Below are 17,431 nucleotides of genomic sequence, written 5' to 3'. Positions count from 1 at the left end.
CCTGGCGGCGTAAGAGAAATCATCAACGAACTGTCTCAAAAACTTGACGAGCGCACCCAGACTCGAGAGCCAACGATGCGCCCGCCACCTGGGAATACCCTTGAACAGGGATATGCCGGGAATGAGCCGACGACGCCGAACTGAACTCAACCGCTGAATATCCAGCGTGCCCTTTCCCCAGTCCCAATCCACCATCTGGGAATCGAGACAGAACTTCCACGCCTTAACCCCAGGATCGGCAACGACGGCAGTGATGCCCTCATCAGTCAAGTCATCACAACCAATGACCAAATAGTGTTGTGGATCACTACACCATCGAACCATGGGCCCGCCCAGAGGTCGGCACCTCTAAACGCGCGTCAGGTCAAGCAACACAGGCCGTTTTCGTGAAGGTAATCTTCAGAACAGTTTGGGTAAAGTAGGGCGCATCTCTACAGTTCGCGAGGATTAGCCCTGACATTGATCGCGTCCGACTCCGTGGTCCTGAAAGCGTCTTCGCTGATACCCCTTACAGGCTCGATGCTGTCTTTGATGCTCAGGGGCGCCCAGCCGACATATCGTCGAACGACCGAGCGCAGATCGATACTGTGTTGGCTACTGATATTGGTCTCAACGCCGAAAAGGCGGGATCGTGGATGGTTGCCGGCTACCTCGATGACTCCGATGACATGGACAACCGCCCCCACGATGCGATCCTCAATCCGCACGCTGTACGCGATGCCGAGGCTGTCAGGCTCGGTCAACCCCACGCAGATGGGCGCAATGGCGAACAGTGGTCGCAGATGCGTGAGTTCATCCGCAATTGAGACTCCGACGACAGCTACCGCCATCGTGAGGCACTCAGGATCCAGATCACCTCGGCGCGAGCTGACGAACTCAATTCCGAACGCCGGCCAGTCGATGGTCTGGCTAAAGGTGATGAGATCCGTGTCGGATCTGGGTATGAAACTTGGACGGTCACGAACATCTCCGATGACGGACAGACTGTCATCGCTCAGTCTCACGGAGGCGTGATCCGGCGCGGACCGCTTCGCGAGTTTCACCGTCAGGAGCAGGACCTCACGCTCGCCGCCACGAGTGGATTGGCCCAAGCACGGGCCGAGGTAGCCAGGCACGAATCCCAGATCGAAAGAGAGGAGTTTCCCTCGTGAGTAATCAATCCCGAGTCCAAGCAGGCATTCCTGAAGGTGGTCAATGGTCAGAATCCGCCAAGGCCAGACCAACCGTCACTGGTCTTGGCGGATTCTATGATGCCCTCGACGATCCCAGCGACCCACAGGCTCAGACCTTTACCACGAACGTATATGTCCGCGAAGGCTCGCAGTCACCGTGGGGCAAGGTCCAACACGCCGATCAGATTGCCACAGGCATCGCGTCAGTCTCGACTGCCTCCCACGGAGGAATGAAGCTATCACCAGAGCGCAACCTCAAGATCCCACGCGAGCTCCGCCAAGCCCGCGACCGCTGGTACGAGGAAGACGCACAGTGGGCTGTCGTTGCTAAGACATTCCCAGAGGAGTTCGACGATCGACAAGTCGAAATGGCGGATCGGTCCTTGCGATATTGGTCACCGAACGAATACGAGTCGGCCTACGGTGAACACGTCCCCGACAACGAACGCAGCCCCGAGTTCCGAGCCGATGATGATCCTGACAAGATCCGACTCTATGGAACGCGCGCCGAGCGGGAGGCCAAAGCTGATGAGTCAGCTCTCAAGCGCGACGCCGAAGCTGAGACTCATCGGGCCCGCCCGAAATATGCCGGGTTCACGCCTAAACTCACGACCAAGCAGGCACAGAAGTTGTTGCGCACTGGCGTCAACATTGATGGCACATCGAAGTCGCTGTATGCAGTCATCAGCGAAGGAGTCCCAGGCAAGGTCGCGTATTTCAACGGACGTAAGGTCGAGCACTACATCGAACACCCGACTGAACCTGACCGAGTCATCCCGATCAGCAAGCAGGTCTGGGACAAGTTCGACGCCCCGGATATCCGAACTCCACGCGAGAGGATCGAGCTGGATATCAGTGTGGAGCAGCACAGGGTCGACCAGCTGGAGCGTCAAGCGAAGTCGTTGTCATCAGTGTCCTACGACCGCGGACTCCAGCCTCACGACGAGCTGAGAGAAGCCACCGCCAGGGTCAACGAGCTCCGAGAGCAGAGAGACTCGCTGTCCGACTAGTTCTGAGCCGCGTAGGCCACATAGCCCCTGTTCACGTGAAAAACCGCCTGATTCTGTCTCATGTCAGGCGGTTTTGCTATTGTCTGCACACGTGCGGCGGATTAGACCTGAATCAGACTCGATGGCGGCCTCAGCGCTCTTGCTGGCCGTGCTTGTCGCTGTGGCCTCATTTGCTGTCTCTTTCACTGGACTCAATGCCGCTGCCGGTTGGGCAGGAATCCCGCGCCCGTTGCGCCCGGCCGTACCGATCGTCGTTGATCTCTCAATCCTCGTCCTCACGGTCGCAGCTGTCGTTGCCAGAGCACGAGGCGAAGATGTTCGGCTCGCATGGTCATCAGTAGGATTCTTCACTGTCGTATCGATGGTCACCAACGCCACTCACGCACTCAGCGATGGAAATTCAACGGCGACGACGTTTCCTGCTCTCGTCGTTGGATCGTTCATCGCCAGTCTCATGCCCTTGGCCTGCCTCATATCCACTCACACGGCGGTATCAGTTGCCGTGGCTCCCCCGCAAGGCTCCAAGGCCGCACGGCGCCGTGCCGAACGTGCCCGAGTCGACCAATCAACTCTGCTTGCCCCTGAACCTTCTCCAGCGTCCACGGTGGCCGCAATGGGTTCGCCGCGCAAGGCACCGGCCATCAAGGCCGCGGCTGATTCGTCCAGACCCGTTGATGTCGATGTTGTCGTCGAAATGAAACAGGCCGGCAAATCTCACCGGGAGATCGCCGACACCCTGGGCACCTCGAAATCGACCATCCAGAGGCTATTGTCGAAGTCGGTCGTTGCATAGATACGGTGAGCCAGGACTAGAGGAAAATCCCCCATGCGAGTGCACCAACGATGACGGCTCCCACAAGCCACACCCATGGGCTGCCAAAGTTGATGGTCCAGCCCCACCCGTAGCGCTTGGGAATGAGCGGCGCCGGGTCTTCCTTTGAGGTGTAGAGCAGCCCAAGCTTCCAGTTCTTGTCATCCGATCGGAGTCCGTCGCGATCAACGTCATGTGCCATACAGCTGGTAGTCCTTCCACTGTGTCCGGCAGACAGTCACCGGAGAGTCCTGCCGCCACCCTTTCAGATGGCGACTCACTACTGCAACAGTGTGACTGCCAGACCTTCTAGCTGCCGTTGAGGATGCTGTCGAGGAATGCCGACGCGTCATCCGACTGAGCAGCAGCACCAGGATCCACCGGCTCATTGTTGTCGCCCCAGATGCCGTTGAGAGCTTGCAACGTCTCGAAATCGGCACCGGGACGAAGGTGAGAGTACCTGTTGAGCGTGATCGTTGTGTCAGTGTGCCCGAGGCGCTGAGCGACCTTAATGGGGTCGACACCGGCCGCCACCAAGACGCTGGCGTGATAGTGGCGGAATGAGTGGCAGCGAATCGTCGAATTGACGTCAACATCTTTTCGCTCGACTGTCGGGATGAGGTACTTCGAAGTGAAGCCGAGGTAGCTCATTTTCCCTCCGCGCTTCATCGTGAACATGTGATCGTCGAGTGAGCGCAGCTTCACGTGGTTGACCAGCGCTTCTGCCAGGTCATCGTCGAGCGCGATGCTGCGATCGGCTGCCGGCGTCTTCGGCGGTCCGGGGTGACGACCCTTGCCCGTGCCTTTCATTGCTTTCGACACCCGAATGTAGGTCACGCCGTTGCGGTGGTAGAGGTCCGAGCACAGGAGCGCTTCACTCTCCGACCAGCGCAGGCCGGTACCTGCCAGAGTGCGAATGAGAAGCGAGAAGTGAGGGTCGATCGCTTTCATGATGGCGTCGATGTCGCGCTGAGCAATGATGGGCGGCTCGGTCTTGATCAGAGTCGGCAGTCTTACGCCAGTGCAGGGGTTGGCCTGAACGCGGCGATCTTGGACAGCCAAGTTAAATGCGGCCGAGACGATGGTGAAGATATTGCGAATGGTCTTCGGCGAGAGTTTCTTCGCCAACAGTGTCTTCACGTACTTGCGCAGGTCTTTGGCCTCGACGCTCGCTGCCGACTTCCAACCGATCTCATTCGTGATGTGGTTGCGTTGAAGCGCCTGATAGTCCTTGAGTGTTCGTGAGTCACCACGCGACTGAAAGGCAATGTATTCGGTGACGAGATCTTCGATGGTTTCGTCTTGAGACTGAGCCGCGTTCCACCGGCGTCCGGCTTCGATGACGTCAGAACCAGTCTCATCGAGCATGGTCTTCCACATTCGAGCTTCAGCTTCTGTATCGAATGTCATCGACGCTTTGTCCCGAGAACCAGGCTTACGCCAATCGACGCGCCACTTGTTTGCCTTCGTCGTGGAGTACTTTCGGATGCTTGCCATGCCCCGATCATACGGGTTTCATGCGGCCAAAATCCGAATCCATGCGGCCAAATCACCTTCTCGGTGACGTTTGCCCTGGTGAGAGGGCTAAAACTTGGAGGGGATGACGGGAATCGAACCCGCACCATCAGTTTGGAAGACTGAGGCTCTACCATTGAGCTACATCCCCGTGTTGCGTTAATGACTATAGTCGACATCCGCACCGGCCGCCAAATCGACCGAAGATGAGCTGAGTCACACCGCCTACTGCAACTTCACGTGCCGCCTGTGACCTGAATCCCATTCGCAATGAGGGGCCGAATCGATGTGCATCTTGACCCCTGCCTGTGGTTAGATTGTCTACGTCGCGGGATGTGGCGCAGCTTGGTAGCGCATCTGTTTTGGGAACAGAGGGTCGCAGGTTCAAATCCTGTCATCCCGACGATGGTGAAGCCGTTCGGACTGAATGTCCGGGCGGCTTTCTTCGTACCATTGCCGGATGCTCCTCGTGCTGAACTCAGTCTCATGATTCTTTCGCCTCCCATCTTTCCTCAGCACAGGGGACAATGGGAGGGCAGGCTCGCAGATTGCCGAGGCCGAAAGGTGCGCCGCCGATGCCGATCCGACGACACGACAGACCCGTCCTACACAAGGTGCCACCACACCCGGGTGCGCAACACTTCGCGCCACGGATCGGAGACCGAGCTGCAGGCACCGCTCGTAGACGCGCCGCTATCGCGATGACCCTCGCGATGACACTCGTGCTGGCGCTGAGTGGCTGCGGCTCCGATCAGGGAGATTCGCCCCACACGGGTTCGCCCTCGGCAAGCTCGGCGGCTCCCACTTCGCAGAACGGCAACGGGGCCGATGAGGACAGTCGGCCCGATGCCCAATCGGAGGTAGTGGCGCAGAATCTGGAGGCCCCATGGTCGGTTGCCTTCTATGAGAAAACGGCTCTGGTCAGTGAACGGGATTCCGCTCGGATCCTCGAAATCGACTCTCAGCGCCCCGCAGACGTCCGGGAGGTCGCCACGGTTGCGGGCGTCTCCGCCTCGGGTGAGGGTGGTCTCCTAGGGCTCACCGTGCACGATGACAGCCTCTATGCGTACTTCACCGCCGAATCGGACAACCGAATCCAGCGCTTTCCGATCACGCGCGGTTCCGATGGGATCGAACTCGGCTCGCCGGAGACGATCGTCGACGGCATCGCCAAAGCCGGATTCCACAACGGTGGGCGCATGGCATTCGGCCCGGACGGGATGCTCTATGCAACGGTCGGCGACGCCGGCGACCAGAGTGCCGCACAGGATCGTGAGTCGCTCTCAGGTTCGATCCTGCGGCTGGAACCTGACGGCAGTGTGCCCGAGGACAACCCCTTCGACGATTCCCTCGTCTACTCCTATGGGCACCGCAATCCGCAGGGATTGGCCTGGGACGAGGACGGCACCATGTATGCCAGCGAGTTCGGCCAGGACACCTGGGATGAGCTCAACATCATCGAGGCCGGCGGCAACTACGGCTGGCCGGAGGTCGAAGGGATCGCCGGAGGCTCCGCGGACGGAGACAGCAACGACGATCAGGCAGACTTCATCGACCCGGTGCAGCAGTGGCGCCCGGACGAGGCGAGTCCGAGTGGGATCGCCGTCAGCGACGGTTCCATCTTCATCGCCAATCTACGCGGAGAGATCCTGCGGACAGTCCCCACAGCGGATGTCTCCGACGCCGAGCTTGCCTACGCCGGAGAGTTCGGCCGCCTGCGCGATGTCGTGACGACACCGAGTGGCGAGGTCTGGATCCTGACAAACAACACGGACGGGCGCGGCGATCCGGCCGACGGCGACGACCGGATCCTCCGCATTCCCTCCGACCTCAGCGCTGGAAGTCGATGACCTGCCGCACGACGGTGCCGTCGGCCAGGGCGTCGAAGGCCGCGTTGAGGTCCTCGAGACCGATGGTGTCGGAGACCAATTCCTCGACCGGCAGCTTCCCCTCACGCCACAGGTCTGCGTAGACCGGGATGTCACGGCTGGGCACCGCCGACCCCAGATAGGATCCGATGACGGTGCGTGCCTCAGCCGTGAGCGTCACCGGTGTGATATGTGACTGGGCATCGGGTGCGGGCAGTCCCACTGTGACGGTCGTCCCGCCGACTGCTGTCGCGGAGAACGCGGTTTCGAATGCGCGCGGATGGCCGACGCATTCGATGACAATCGGGGCCCGTCGCTGGCCCAGCTGCTCGGGAGTGTAGACCTCGGCGGCACCGAGTTCCTTGGCGCGGACCAATTTGTCGGGGTTCGCATCGACCCCGATCACGCCCGCAGTCTCGATGGACAGCGCTGTGATCAGAGCGGCCATACCGACTCCGCCGAGGCCGACGATCATGATCTCATCCTCGGGCCCCGGAGCTCCCGCATTGAGCACCGCTCCCCCGCCGGTGAGCACCGCGCAGCCGAGAACGGCCGCGATCGATGCGGGGACGTCGGAGGCCACCGGAACGACGGAGGCGCGATTGACCACGGCATGAGAGGCGAAGACCGATGCGCCGAGGTGGTGCAGCACCTCGGCGCCCGAATCGTCGTGCAACCGGACTTTGTGTCCGTCGAACGGCAGCGTTCCCGCCCCATTCGTCGCGCTGCCCGGTGTGCACGGGAGTTTGCCCTCGGTGCGGCAGTTCGCACATTGCCCGCAGCGAGGCAGGAAGACGGTCACGACCTGATCGCCGATCTCCAGATCATCGATACCTTCGCCGAGCTGCTCGACGATGCCGGCGCCTTCGTGTCCGAGCAGCATCGGCAGGGGTCGCGGGCGGTTGCCGTCGACGACGGACAGATCGGAATGGCACACCCCGGCAGCAGTCAGGCGAATGAGCACCTCACCGGGGCCGGGCCCATCGAGTTCGAGATCTTCGATCGACATCGGCTGCGTCTTCGCGAAGGGGCGCGCAGCGCCCATGTCCCGAAGCACGGCTCCACGGATCTTCACAGCGCCTCCCCTATCGTCACAGCGATTCCTTGTCGGGCGTCACAGTGCCGCCTGGCCCTCGGACTCGTAGGCGTCCATGATCCGAATCCGGCGTTCGTGACGCTCTTCGCCGGAGAAAGGCTCCGCCAGGAAGGCATCGACGATGGCCAGGGAATCGTCTTGCGAATGCTGTCGGGCACCCACGGATACGATCTGGGCGTTGTTGTGCTCGCGGGCGAGTTTGGCGATCTCCGGGTTCCACGCCAGCGCCGTGCGGGCGCCTTTGACCTTGTTCGCAGCGATCTGTTCGCCGTTGCCCGATCCCCCGATCACCACGCCGAGGGCTTCCACGCCCGCGGCCTGATCGTCGACGACGGCCTGGGCCGCAGCGATGCAGAATGCGGGATAGTCATCTTGTGCGTCGTATTCGAGCGCCCCGTGGTCGACGACCTCATAGCCCGCCTCGCCGAGGTGGGCCTTGAGAACCTCTTTGAATTCGAATCCTGCGTGGTCTGTGCCGAGGTGAACCTTCATATGATCATTCCTTCGAGTTGTCCGATACCGCGTGTCCGGGAAAATCGGGGCATGGGGTGGAGCATGTTGTCAGTGCGGTCTGGTGCCGGTGGTGACTCGGGTGAGAACCGGTGGTGACTCAGATGAGAACCGTGTCTCAGTCGAAGATCGGATCCTGATTGCGTGTGCGCTTGAGTTCGAAGAATCCTGGTGTCGAGGCGACCGCGAGGACTCCGTCGAAGAGGCGACCCGCGTCCTCTCCCTTCGGCGCCGGCGTGACGACGGGACCGAAGAAGGCGGTCCCGGCCACACGGCAGATGGGCGTGCCCACCTCGTCGCCGACGAGGGCCAGAGCTTCATCATGCGATTCCTGCAGTGCGGCGTCGTAGTCATCGCGTTCGCCGTACTTCATCAGATCCGCAGGCAGTCCTACCTCCTCGAGAGCTTCGGAGACAGCTTTCTCGAAGTCCTTCTCTCCACCGGGGTGGACCCGGGTGCCAATCGCGGTGTAGAGGGGTTCGGCGATCCCCTCACCGTGTTCGGCGATGGCAGCGGTGACGATGCGCATCGGGGCCAGCGCGCGATTCATGAGCTCCCGATAGTCGGCAGGAATGTCCTTATCCCGGTTGAGGATGTTCAGGCTCATGACGTGGAATTTCACATCGATGTCGCGGACCTTGGCGACTTCGAGGCCCCAGCGCGACGTCATCCATGCCCACGGGCAGGCCGTGTCGAACCACAGGTCAAGTGTCTCTCTGCTCAATTTCACTCCTCGTTAGGGTGGGCACCGGCACGGGCGAAACGCCCGCAATGTCCGAGGCCAATTTATCAAGCCTTGGCACCGAAGAGGAATGCGTCCATGAAAGAATGGCGAAGTACACCCGGACCCGAAGCGGAGGTCACCTCAAAGTGCCCCAATATAACCTCACTCGCGAGGAAGCTCGCAGACGTTCATCCCTCGTCGACGTCTCGAGCTACGAGAACACCCTGATTCTCTCCGGAGAGGGTGAGAGCTTCCGGGTTCGCTCCCGCATCCGCTTCACCGCAACGCCGGAGTCCACCACCTTCATCGATGCCATCACCGCCAGCGTCGAACGCATCCGGCTCAACGGACTCGATCTCGAGATCGCCGAGGTCGTCTCTGCCTCCCGGATCACCTTGCCCGGCCTCGCCGCTGAGAACGAGCTCATCATCGATGCTCACTTCTACTACATGAATACCGGTGAGGGCCTGCACCGTTTCGTCGATCCCATCGACGGTGAGGTCTACCTTTATTCACAGTTCGAGGTTCCCGACGCCAGACGCGTCTTCCCTGTCTTCGAACAGCCCGATCTCAAGGCCCCGTTCTCCTTCACCGTCGTGGCCCCTGCACGCTGGGCCATGGTGTCGAACTCCCCCACTCCGGCTCCCGGTGATCCCAGCGAAGTCTTCACCGAGCTCGACGAAGCCCCGATCGACGACACCGCGGTATGGCAGTTCGCCCCGACAACTCCGATCTCCTCCTACATAACTGCCATCGTGGCCGGACCCTACCGCAGTGTGCATTCAGAGCTGATCTCCTCCGACGGCTCACCCGTCCCGCTGGGCCTGTACTGCCGCGAGTCGCTCTTCGAACACCTCGATGCGGAGAACCTCTTCGCCATCACACGAGCAGGGTTCGAGTTCTACGAACGCGAGTTCGGTGTGTCCTATCCGTTCGAGAAATACGATCAGCTCTTCGTTCCCGAGTTCAATGCCGGTGCGATGGAAAACGCCGGCGCCGTGACCATTCTGGAGAACTACGTCTTCAGATCACGACCCACAGAGGCCCTTGTGGAGCGACGTGCTGTGACCGTGCTCCATGAGTTGGCGCACATGTGGTTCGGAGATCTGGTCACCATGAAATGGTGGAACGACCTGTGGCTCAACGAGTCCTTCGCCGAGTTCATGTCGACGCTGGCCACAGCCGAAGCCACCGAGTACTCCGACGCATGGACGACGTTCGCCACGATTGAGAAGTCGTGGGCCTACCGACAAGATCAGCTGCCGAGCACACACCCGATCGTCGCCAGCATCGAAGACCTGGCAGATGTCGAGGTCAACTTCGACGGCATCACCTACGCCAAGGGCGCTTCGGTGCTCAAACAGTTGGTGGCGTGGGTCGGTCGCGATGAGTTCTTCTCCGGGCTCAAACGCTATTTCGACAAACATGCGTGGTCGAACACAGAGCTGCCGGACCTCCTCGGTGAGCTCGAGGCGACCAGCGGACGAGACCTCGCCACCTGGTCGAAATTGTGGCTCGAGGAATCCGGAGTCAACCTCATCGAAGCCGAGGTCGACACCGCAACCGATGATGACACCGAGGTGGTGTCCGAGCTGCGCGTGACTCAGAAGCCCTGGATCATCGAAGGGCAGCCGGTTCCGTCGCTGCGTCCCCACCGTCTGGCCATCGGGTTCTACTCCGACAACGGACTGGGCCGACTGGTTCGGACCCACAGCTTCCCACTCGACATCGATTCGGAGTCGACCATCGTCGAGGAAGCTCGCGGTCTGCCGAAACCCGACGCCATCATCGTCAATGACGAGGACCTGACCTATGCGAAGGTCCGTTTCGATACCGAGAGCATGGACCTCGCATCCAAGCGTCTCGGTGACTTCGATGACTCCCTGACTCAGCTGCTCATCCTCGGCACTCTCTGGGACACTGTCCGCGACGGTCAGCGCCCGGTCCAGGACTACATCACCACGGTCTTGGACAACTGTGCGTCCGTGACACATTCCTCGGGACTGCTCACCCAGATGCGTCAACTCGACGCCGCTGTCGGAACCTATCTGGTCCCCGCGGCACGAGCAGAGGCTCATGCTGCTGTCGCCGACCGGTTCACACAGCTTCTCGACGCGGTTCCTGGCGGTACTGACCAGGCGTTCCAGTTCCTCCGCGGGTTCATCAAGCATGCGTCGACTCAAACGCAGATCTCAGTGCTGCAATCCTGGTTGGATGCGGCCGGTGACACGGTCTACGGAATCACCATCGACACCGATCTCACCTGGGAGATCATCATCGCACTCGCGGCACACGATGCGATCGACGACTCAGCAATCGAGGCCATGGCCAAAACGGACCCTTCGGCAACCGGAGCACGTCAGGCGGCGACGGCGCGCAGCGCACGCCCCACCTCGGCGGCGAAGTCGAAGGCATTCACTCGCATTCTCGACGAAGCCGACCTTCCGAACTCTGAACTCAGTGCTCTGGCTCTGGGCTTCGCCTCCGGTCTGCAGACGGACACCGGTGCGATCCTCGCCTCAGAAGCCCCCTTGCGAGACTTCTCCACCGAATACTTCCAGCGGGTCTCAGGATGGTGGGAGACCCGGACCCTGGAGATGGCACAGACCATGACGTTGCGACTGTTCCCCCCGGTCAGCGAGCACACCGTCAAGGCCACCCAGACATGGCTGAGCGATCATCCAGCGGCCCCCAAAGGACTGGTGCGCCTGATGCGGGAGAATCTTGCCGACGCCCAGCGGGCGCTGACCGCTCAGGAAGTGTCCAGCAATTCCAAGGGCACATTGACCTTCGGCAGTTAGGCTCGTGGCATCATGACTTTCGATGCTTTGCAGAACGACCTCTTGTCCGCACCCAAGATCGATTGGGACTTTCTCCTCGACGCTCCGCTGCGGATCGTCATCATCATCATCATCGCGATCGGGCTGAACATAGTGATGCGCTTGTTCATCCGACGATTCTCCACCGCGGTGGCCAAGGGCACCGTCGGCAGCGAGAAGGCGGAAGGGCACGGCAGCGGCAAGTTCTCGAGCTCTGTCATCGAGTCGCAGCGCACCGGCATCGAACCGGTCATCATCCGTGAACGTCGTGCTCAGCGTGCGAAGACCGTGGGGCGAATGCTGTCGTCGGTGACGACGATCATCATCAGCGTCATCGCCGTGCTCATGGTCCTTGACCAATTGAACTTCAACATCGCACCTATTCTGGCCTCAGCGGGCATCGTCGGTGTGGCACTGGCCTTCGGTGCCCAGGAACTCGTCAAGGACTACCTGTCCGGGTTCTTCATGGTCATCGAGGACCAGTACGGCATCGGAGACACCGTGGACCTGGGCGAAGCCGTCGGCGAGGTCGAGGACTTCGGTCTGCGCAAGACAGCGGTACGTGACCTCACGGGAACTCTCTGGCATGTGCGCAACGGCGAGATCATGCGCGTCGGCAACCTGTCGCAGGGATGGGCGCGTGCCGTCCTCGAGATCCCGGTCAACTACTCCACCGCAATGGACACCTACCGAGAGATCACCGAATCGGTGACGAACTCCATGCTGAAGGACAAAGAACTGGCATCCGCCATTCTCGAACGTCCCGAGATCGCAGGAGTCCAGTCCCTGTCAGCCGAGTACAGGGTCATCCGAACAATGATCAAAACCAAGCCCAACCTGCAGTGGATGGTCGAACGTGCCTTCCGTGCGGAACTCACGCACGAGTTCGACACGCGCGGCATCACTATCCCGATCATTCAGGAGACCATGCTCCGGACCCTGCCGGACACCTCCGATGCTCCCGGACCCGCCACGACGGGTGCGGCCCGCGATTCCGCTCGCCCCTCGGCTGCGGACCGGAGGAACAGCGACGAGTCGCCGTCACCGTTGCCCAGCGACGATGAGATCCGGGCGACGACCGATGAAGCCGGATCCGACACCACAGACGGAGAGAATTGACCATGACGCAGACATCGAACGAGACGATCTTCGACGCCGTCGGTGGCCATCCCACCTTCACCCGGCTCATCGATGTCTTCTACGATCATGTGGATCGGGATGAAGTGCTCATTGCCATGTACCCGGAAGGGCACGACCTGACAGGAGCCAAGCACCGCCTGCAGATGTTCCTGGAACAGTACTTCGGTGGTCCCACGACCTACCAACAGGAACGGGGGCACCCCCGGCTGCGGATGCGCCACTTTCCCTTCCCCGTCGACTTCGACGCACGTGACCGGTGGCTGGCCTCGATGCGGGCAGCTCTCGATGATGTGGCGCTCCCACCGCTCTATGACGAGATCTTCTGGGACTATTTCCAGCGGGCGGCCACGGCTATGGTCAACACGAACAGCAACCCGGTCTGAGAGACCGGCACTGACCGGTCAGGTGCGGGCAGTCAGCTCTGACCGGTCAGGTGTGCTCGGTCAGCTGTGATCGGTCAGTTGTGGGCCAGCACAGCTGTGGGCTCGCACCGCTGAGGGGTTCATCGTGCCCGGGTGAGCAGATGCCCGCCCGGCGTCGAAATTCGCAGCCATCCAGAGCTCGCGAAGACATCGTATTCCTCGTTCTCCGCAGCCGAGGCAGTCTCCGCTTCAGGTACGAACCGAAGTGCACTCGCCGCGAACCCGAGCCCACCGGGCAGCTCGGTGCCCCCTGTCGCGGTCATCGGCTTCGACCACACCCGCGATCGCATTGCTTTGACCGCATGCGAGCCGGCACCCTCAGGGGCGCCGTCGCTGATCTCTGCAACCCCCGCCTCGGCGGCGGAGCGCAGGACATCACCGGCGATTCTGTCGTGGGCAGTCCATTGTCCCTTTGGGGGCGCTATCCCGGTCCAGGACACCAGCACCGAGTTCGGCGGCACCGGCAGGCGTGTGGCATTCTCTGCTCTGGCGAACCGGTCCTTGAGGTTGGCCAAGGGAACGACCTCGTCGAGTCCATCCATTTCAGGGCCGTTGAGACGCAGCATGCGCATCGCTAACACCAGTGGTGTGGAGTCACCGATCCCATGCGGATACAAGGGGGCAATGGTGACGACAAGTACGGTCGATGACACGTGCAGGCGCATGGCTCCATCGGGATCCAATTTGTGAGCCAAAGAGGTGAACGCGGCCAGGTCCTTCATCGCCAGCGGATCGGCGATCTCAAGTTCGGTCATCGGCGACGCCCCCGCATCGGTACGGCAGGCCGAATGACGTCTTCCATTGCTGCTGTCTCCTCCTGGCTCATGCGCCGTGGTCGGGAACTGGTTCGGTCTACGAAGACGATGACCGTCTCTGCCAGCGTATAGGCGACCGCGCCGTCGGGTTCGGCGATGACGTAACCGATGGTCACAGACGCCGGTTTGACCTCGCTGATGACCAAGTCGATGGCGATGGGTCCCGCGCGGTAGAGAATCGGCCGACGATATTCGATCGCATGCGAGGCCACGAGCAACTCAGTGGTCTCCGAGGCTGCGCCGAAGATCGGGGGGATCCTAATTCCCGATATGGTGTCCGTTATTCCGAACTGCCCAGGCGTTGTGGGTGCGTCCACACTGTGTGTCGGTGACCCCAGTGCTCGGACACGCGCCTCTTCGAGCAGGCGCAGCTGGGTGACATTGTTGACGTGACCGTAGGCATCCATGTCACCCCATCTCAGCTCCAGCAGTACTCGCGTGAATTCGTCCAGCAGGGGGTTTGTGGTGCCATTGTGCATATGACCCATCATGCCACTTTCACTGCGGCAGTGACGGCCACGATAGAATCATGAACACACGCACGAGATTCATTGTCGCAGGCTGGAGGCCCATATGAGCGATGTAGAACCCACGACTGCAGAGGCGAACATCGACACCTTGCGCAGAGTGCTCGAACTCGAGAGCCTGAGCTTCACCTCGGATTCCCGAGAGAGCGACTATTTCGTCGGACAGAACCAATACAAACCCGACGGACGTGTCTTCGGCGGTCAGGTGGTGGCGCAGTCCGTTGTGGCTGCAGCAGCGACCCTGCCCGATGAACGCCTCATCCATTCACTTCACGGGTACTTCCTGCGCGCCGGGGATGTCAGCGAACCGATTGAGTTCGGTGTCGAACGACTCCGTGACGGACGCTCGTTCTCTGCCCGTCGTGTCCACGCCTATCAGAAGGGTGCGCCGATCCTGTCCCTGATCGCCTCGTTCCAGGTCGAACAGGAGGGCCTTGAACACGCTGAGGCCATGCCGTCCGGCCTGCCTGGACCGCTGGAGTGCCCGGAACTGCGCGAGATCCTGGCAGGACAGAACACACCTCAGGTCACCGAATGGCTGAATAAACGCCCTTTCGAGATTCGCCCAGTGGAGGAATCCCTGTACAGCTTGACCACCGATGATCGACAGCGCGAACAGCAGCACGTATGGTTCCGTGCCAGTTCGACCTTCGGCGATGATCCTGTACTCAATGCGGCGGCTCTGGCCTATGCCAGCGATTTCAACCTGTTGGAACCGGTGCTGCGCCGTCAGGGGCTGAGCTGGACGAGCCCGGGGCTACGGGTCGCGAGCCTGGATCATGCCATGTGGTGGCATCGTCGGGTCAGAGTCGATGAGTGGATGCTCTACGTTCAGGAATCGCCTGCAGCCCAGGGCGGCCGCGGTCTCGGGTACGGGCGCATCTTCGCCCAGACCGGCGAGTTGCTGGCCACAGTGGCGCAGGAGGGCATGGTCCGAATCAAGGCAACTCAGTGAACCAAGACACCGCGATGATCGAGATCCTCGGGAAGATCATCTCTCGACTGGTCAACGTCGCTCTCTTCATCATCATCACCATCCTTGCCCTGGTCTTCATTCGTGAAGGCGCAGACATGAACCTGGCCCTGATTGCGCTGATATCGATCATGATCGGGATCGTCGGCACCATCGTGTTGAGATATCTGTTGAAGCTTGTGCTGCGCATCGGCAATCTGTTCTCACCAGATCAGCATCAGCCGCCTGAAAGCTGATGCCCCCGCCAATAGCTGATGCCCCGGTCGACGACCGGGGCATCAGCTATTGGTATTCGGCTCTGTGCGCTGCGCTGACTGCACGCAGAGCACAGAACTCAATCAGTCACGGGTAAGGCGACGGTGGGTCACACGGTGAGGGCGAGCTGCGTCTTCACCGAGGCGGTCGACCTTGTTCTCCTCGTAGGACTCGAAGTTGCCTTCGAACCAATACCAGTTCGCAGGATTGTCTTCTGTGCCCTCCCACGCAAGGATGTGGGTCGCCACCCGGTCGAGGAACCAACGGTCGTGCGAGACGACCACGGCACAGCCGGGGAACTCGAGGAGGGCGTTTTCCAATGAACCCAAGGTTTCGACGTCGAGGTCGTTAGTCGGCTCATCGAGCAGCAGCAGGTTTCCGCCCTGTTTGAGTGTCAACGCCAGGTTGAGGCGGTTGCGCTCACCACCGGAGAGCACGCCGGCCTTCTTCTGCTGATCGGGACCCTTGAAACCGAAGGCGGAGACATATGCTCGTGAAGGCATCTCAACATTGCCCACCTGGATGAAGTCGAGTCCATCGGAGACGACCTCCCACAGATTCTTGTTCGAGTCGATACCGCCACGCGACTGGTCGACATATGAAGTCTTAACGCTGTCGCCGATCTTGAGATCTCCGCCGTCGAGCTCTTCCTGCCCGACGATGGTCTTGAACAGAGTCGACTTGCCGACACCGTTGGGGCCGATGACACCGACGATGCCGTTGCGCGGCAGGGAGAAGCTGAGACCGTCGATGAGGAGACGACCGTCGAAGCCCTTCTGCAGTTTGGAAGCCTCGATGACAATGTCGCCGAGGCGAGGACCGGCAGGAATCTGAATCTCTTCGAAATCCAGCTTCTTGGTCTTCTCGGCTTCTGCGGCCATCTCTTCATACCGAGCCAGACGAGCCTTCGACTTCGTCTGTTTGGCCTTCGGGTTCGACCGGACCCACTCGAGTTCGTCTTTGAGGCGCTTCGACAGCTTCGCGTCCTTCTTGCCCGCGACCTGCAGACGTTCCTGCTTCTTCTCCAGGTAGGTCGAGTAGTTGCCCTCGTAGGGGTAGAGGTGTCCGCGATCGATCTCGGCGATCCATTCGGCAACGTGGTCGAGGAAGTACCTATCGTGAGTGATCGCGATGACGGCGCCGGGGTAGGACCGCAGGTGCTGCTCCAACCACAGCACGGACTCGGCGTCCAGGTGGTTTGTGGGCTCATCGAGCAGGAGCAGATCGGGCTTTTCGAGGAGCAGCTTGCACAGCGCCACGCGGCGGCGCTCACCACCGGAGAGCACACTGACTTCGGCTTCTGGCGGTGGGCAGCGCAGAGCGTCCATCGCCTGCTCCAGCTGAGAGTCCAGATCCCAGGCATCGGCAGCATCGATGGCTTCCTGTAGCTTGCCCATCTCTTCCATCAGGGAATCGAAGTCCGCGTCAGGGTTGGCCATCTCCTCTGAGATGGCGTTGAAACGGTCAAGCTTGGCTTTGATCTCACCGACGCCCTCTTCGACGTTGCCGAGGACAGTCTTGTCCTCGTTCAGGGGCGGCTCCTGCAACAGGATGCCCACGGTATAACCGGGGCTGAGCCGAGCCTCACCGTTGGAAGGCTGTTCGAGCCCGGCCATGATCTTAAGGATCGTCGACTTACCGGCACCGTTCGGACCGACCATGCCGATCTTCGCTCCGGGATAGAAGGACATCGACACGTCATCGAGAATGACTTTGTCGCCGTGCGCTTTACGCGCCTTGTGAAGGGTGTAAATGAATTCGGCCATAATAACCT

18 protein-coding genes and 2 tRNA genes are annotated in these 17,431 nt (G+C 60.8%); 10 read left to right on the top strand and 10 right to left on the bottom strand.

Annotated elements, in window-relative coordinates:
• The coding region (locus INT40_RS20615) for a hypothetical protein (protein WP_226831087.1) at positions 1–270 on the bottom strand (270 nt) is incomplete at its 3' end.
• 320 nt (positions 271–590) lie between these two features.
• Here INT40_RS20615 and INT40_RS10505 point away from each other — a divergent pair.
• From INT40_RS10505 to INT40_RS10495, 3 genes are all read left to right on the top strand, one after another.
• Positions 591–806 (top strand): hypothetical protein, encoded by a 216-nt coding sequence (locus INT40_RS10505; protein ID WP_193096042.1) that lies wholly within the window; start codon positions 591–593, stop codon positions 804–806.
• 341 nt (positions 807–1,147) lie between these two features.
• Complete coding sequence (locus INT40_RS10500; protein ID WP_193096041.1) at positions 1,148–2,182, top strand: DUF7007 domain-containing protein; 1,035 nt, start codon at positions 1,148–1,150, stop codon at positions 2,180–2,182.
• Positions 2,183–2,303: 121 nt separating this feature from the next.
• Entirely contained in the window at positions 2,304–2,975 is a 672-nt protein-coding gene (locus INT40_RS10495; RefSeq protein ID WP_193096040.1) for a DUF2637 domain-containing protein, read from the top strand.
• Positions 2,976–2,991: 16 nt separating this feature from the next.
• On the opposite strand, the gene INT40_RS10490 is transcribed toward INT40_RS10495, so the two are convergent.
• The 3 genes from INT40_RS10490 to INT40_RS10480 form a co-directional block, all read right to left on the bottom strand.
• Complete coding sequence (locus tag INT40_RS10490) at positions 2,992–3,195, bottom strand: DUF5808 domain-containing protein (RefSeq protein WP_193096039.1); 204 nt, start codon at positions 3,193–3,195, stop codon at positions 2,992–2,994.
• Between the two features lie 107 nt (positions 3,196–3,302).
• Positions 3,303–4,490 carry a tyrosine-type recombinase/integrase gene (locus INT40_RS10485; RefSeq protein WP_193096038.1) on the bottom strand — a complete coding sequence of 396 codons (1,188 nt, stop codon included), beginning with the start codon at positions 4,488–4,490 and terminating at the stop codon, positions 3,303–3,305.
• Positions 4,491–4,585: 95 nt separating this feature from the next.
• Positions 4,586–4,659: transfer RNA gene (locus tag INT40_RS10480), tRNA-Gly, on the bottom strand.
• Positions 4,660–4,837: 178 nt separating this feature from the next.
• Here INT40_RS10480 and INT40_RS10475 point away from each other — a divergent pair.
• Together INT40_RS10475 and INT40_RS10470 are read left to right on the top strand one after the other, a co-directional pair.
• Positions 4,838–4,911, top strand: a tRNA-Pro gene (locus INT40_RS10475).
• Between the two features lie 310 nt (positions 4,912–5,221).
• Complete coding sequence (locus INT40_RS10470; protein ID WP_193096037.1) at positions 5,222–6,358, top strand: PQQ-dependent sugar dehydrogenase; 1,137 nt, start codon at positions 5,222–5,224, stop codon at positions 6,356–6,358.
• Here the strand turns inward: INT40_RS10470 and INT40_RS10465 are convergent.
• The 3 genes from INT40_RS10465 to INT40_RS10455 all read right to left on the bottom strand — a co-directional run bounded on the left by INT40_RS10465 (position 6,339) and on the right by INT40_RS10455 (position 8,706).
• Complete coding sequence (locus INT40_RS10465; RefSeq protein WP_193096036.1) at positions 6,339–7,451, bottom strand: alcohol dehydrogenase catalytic domain-containing protein; 1,113 nt, start codon at positions 7,449–7,451, stop codon at positions 6,339–6,341. The two genes, INT40_RS10470 and INT40_RS10465, sit on opposite strands and share 20 nt — an antisense overlap.
• Positions 7,452–7,490: 39 nt before the next feature.
• The gene (locus tag INT40_RS10460) at positions 7,491–7,964 is read right to left on the bottom strand and encodes a ribose-5-phosphate isomerase (protein ID WP_193096035.1); all 474 of its coding nucleotides are present in this window, start codon (positions 7,962–7,964) and stop codon (positions 7,491–7,493) included.
• Positions 7,965–8,100: 136 nt separating this feature from the next.
• A complete protein-coding gene (locus tag INT40_RS10455) occupies positions 8,101–8,706 on the bottom strand; it encodes a DsbA family protein (protein ID WP_193096034.1) in 606 nt (201 codons plus the stop codon).
• Positions 8,707–8,810: 104 nt separating this feature from the next.
• Here INT40_RS10455 and pepN point away from each other — a divergent pair, with 104 nt between their 5' ends.
• The 3 genes from pepN to INT40_RS10440 are packed head-to-tail and all read left to right on the top strand — an operon-like array spanning position 8,811 to position 13,048.
• The gene (gene pepN, locus INT40_RS10450) at positions 8,811–11,507 is read left to right on the top strand and encodes an aminopeptidase N (RefSeq protein WP_193096033.1); all 2,697 of its coding nucleotides are present in this window, start codon (positions 8,811–8,813) and stop codon (positions 11,505–11,507) included.
• 12 nt (positions 11,508–11,519) lie between these two features.
• Positions 11,520–12,644, top strand: a complete 1,125-nt coding sequence (locus INT40_RS10445) for a mechanosensitive ion channel family protein (RefSeq protein ID WP_226831083.1) — start codon at positions 11,520–11,522, stop codon at positions 12,642–12,644.
• 2 nt (positions 12,645–12,646) lie between these two features.
• Entirely contained in the window at positions 12,647–13,048 is a 402-nt protein-coding gene (locus INT40_RS10440; RefSeq protein WP_101572376.1) for a globin, read from the top strand.
• A gap of 119 nt (positions 13,049–13,167) precedes the next feature.
• Here the strand turns inward: INT40_RS10440 and INT40_RS10435 are convergent, their stop codons facing one another.
• Entirely contained in the window at positions 13,168–13,842 is a 675-nt protein-coding gene (locus tag INT40_RS10435; RefSeq protein ID WP_193096032.1) for a hypothetical protein, read from the bottom strand.
• Positions 13,839–14,381: an acyl-CoA thioesterase gene (locus INT40_RS10430; protein WP_193070634.1), complete on the bottom strand. Its 543-nt coding sequence runs from the start codon at positions 14,379–14,381 to the stop codon at positions 13,839–13,841. Before INT40_RS10430 ends, INT40_RS10435 begins: the two co-directional genes overlap by 4 nt.
• A gap of 94 nt (positions 14,382–14,475) precedes the next feature.
• Between INT40_RS10430 and INT40_RS10425 the strand changes: the two genes are divergently transcribed.
• Together INT40_RS10425 and INT40_RS10420 are read left to right on the top strand one after the other, a co-directional pair.
• Positions 14,476–15,384: an acyl-CoA thioesterase gene (locus INT40_RS10425; protein ID WP_193070635.1), complete on the top strand. Its 909-nt coding sequence runs from the start codon at positions 14,476–14,478 to the stop codon at positions 15,382–15,384.
• The gene (locus INT40_RS10420; protein WP_319020821.1) at positions 15,381–15,638 is read left to right on the top strand and encodes a hypothetical protein; all 258 of its coding nucleotides are present in this window, start codon (positions 15,381–15,383) and stop codon (positions 15,636–15,638) included. Before INT40_RS10425 ends, INT40_RS10420 begins: the two co-directional genes overlap by 4 nt.
• A gap of 102 nt (positions 15,639–15,740) precedes the next feature.
• Here the strand turns inward: INT40_RS10420 and ettA are convergent, their stop codons facing one another.
• Positions 15,741–17,423: an energy-dependent translational throttle protein EttA gene (gene ettA / locus INT40_RS10415; RefSeq protein ID WP_101572384.1), complete on the bottom strand. Its 1,683-nt coding sequence runs from the start codon at positions 17,421–17,423 to the stop codon at positions 15,741–15,743.
• Between the last annotated feature and the right edge of the window lie 8 nt (positions 17,424–17,431).

The sequence above is a fragment of the Brevibacterium sp. FME17 genome, assembly GCF_014897515.1.
Classification (GTDB): domain Bacteria; phylum Actinomycetota; class Actinomycetes; order Actinomycetales; family Brevibacteriaceae; genus Brevibacterium.
This window is presented reverse-complemented; position numbering and strand designations above follow the sequence as displayed.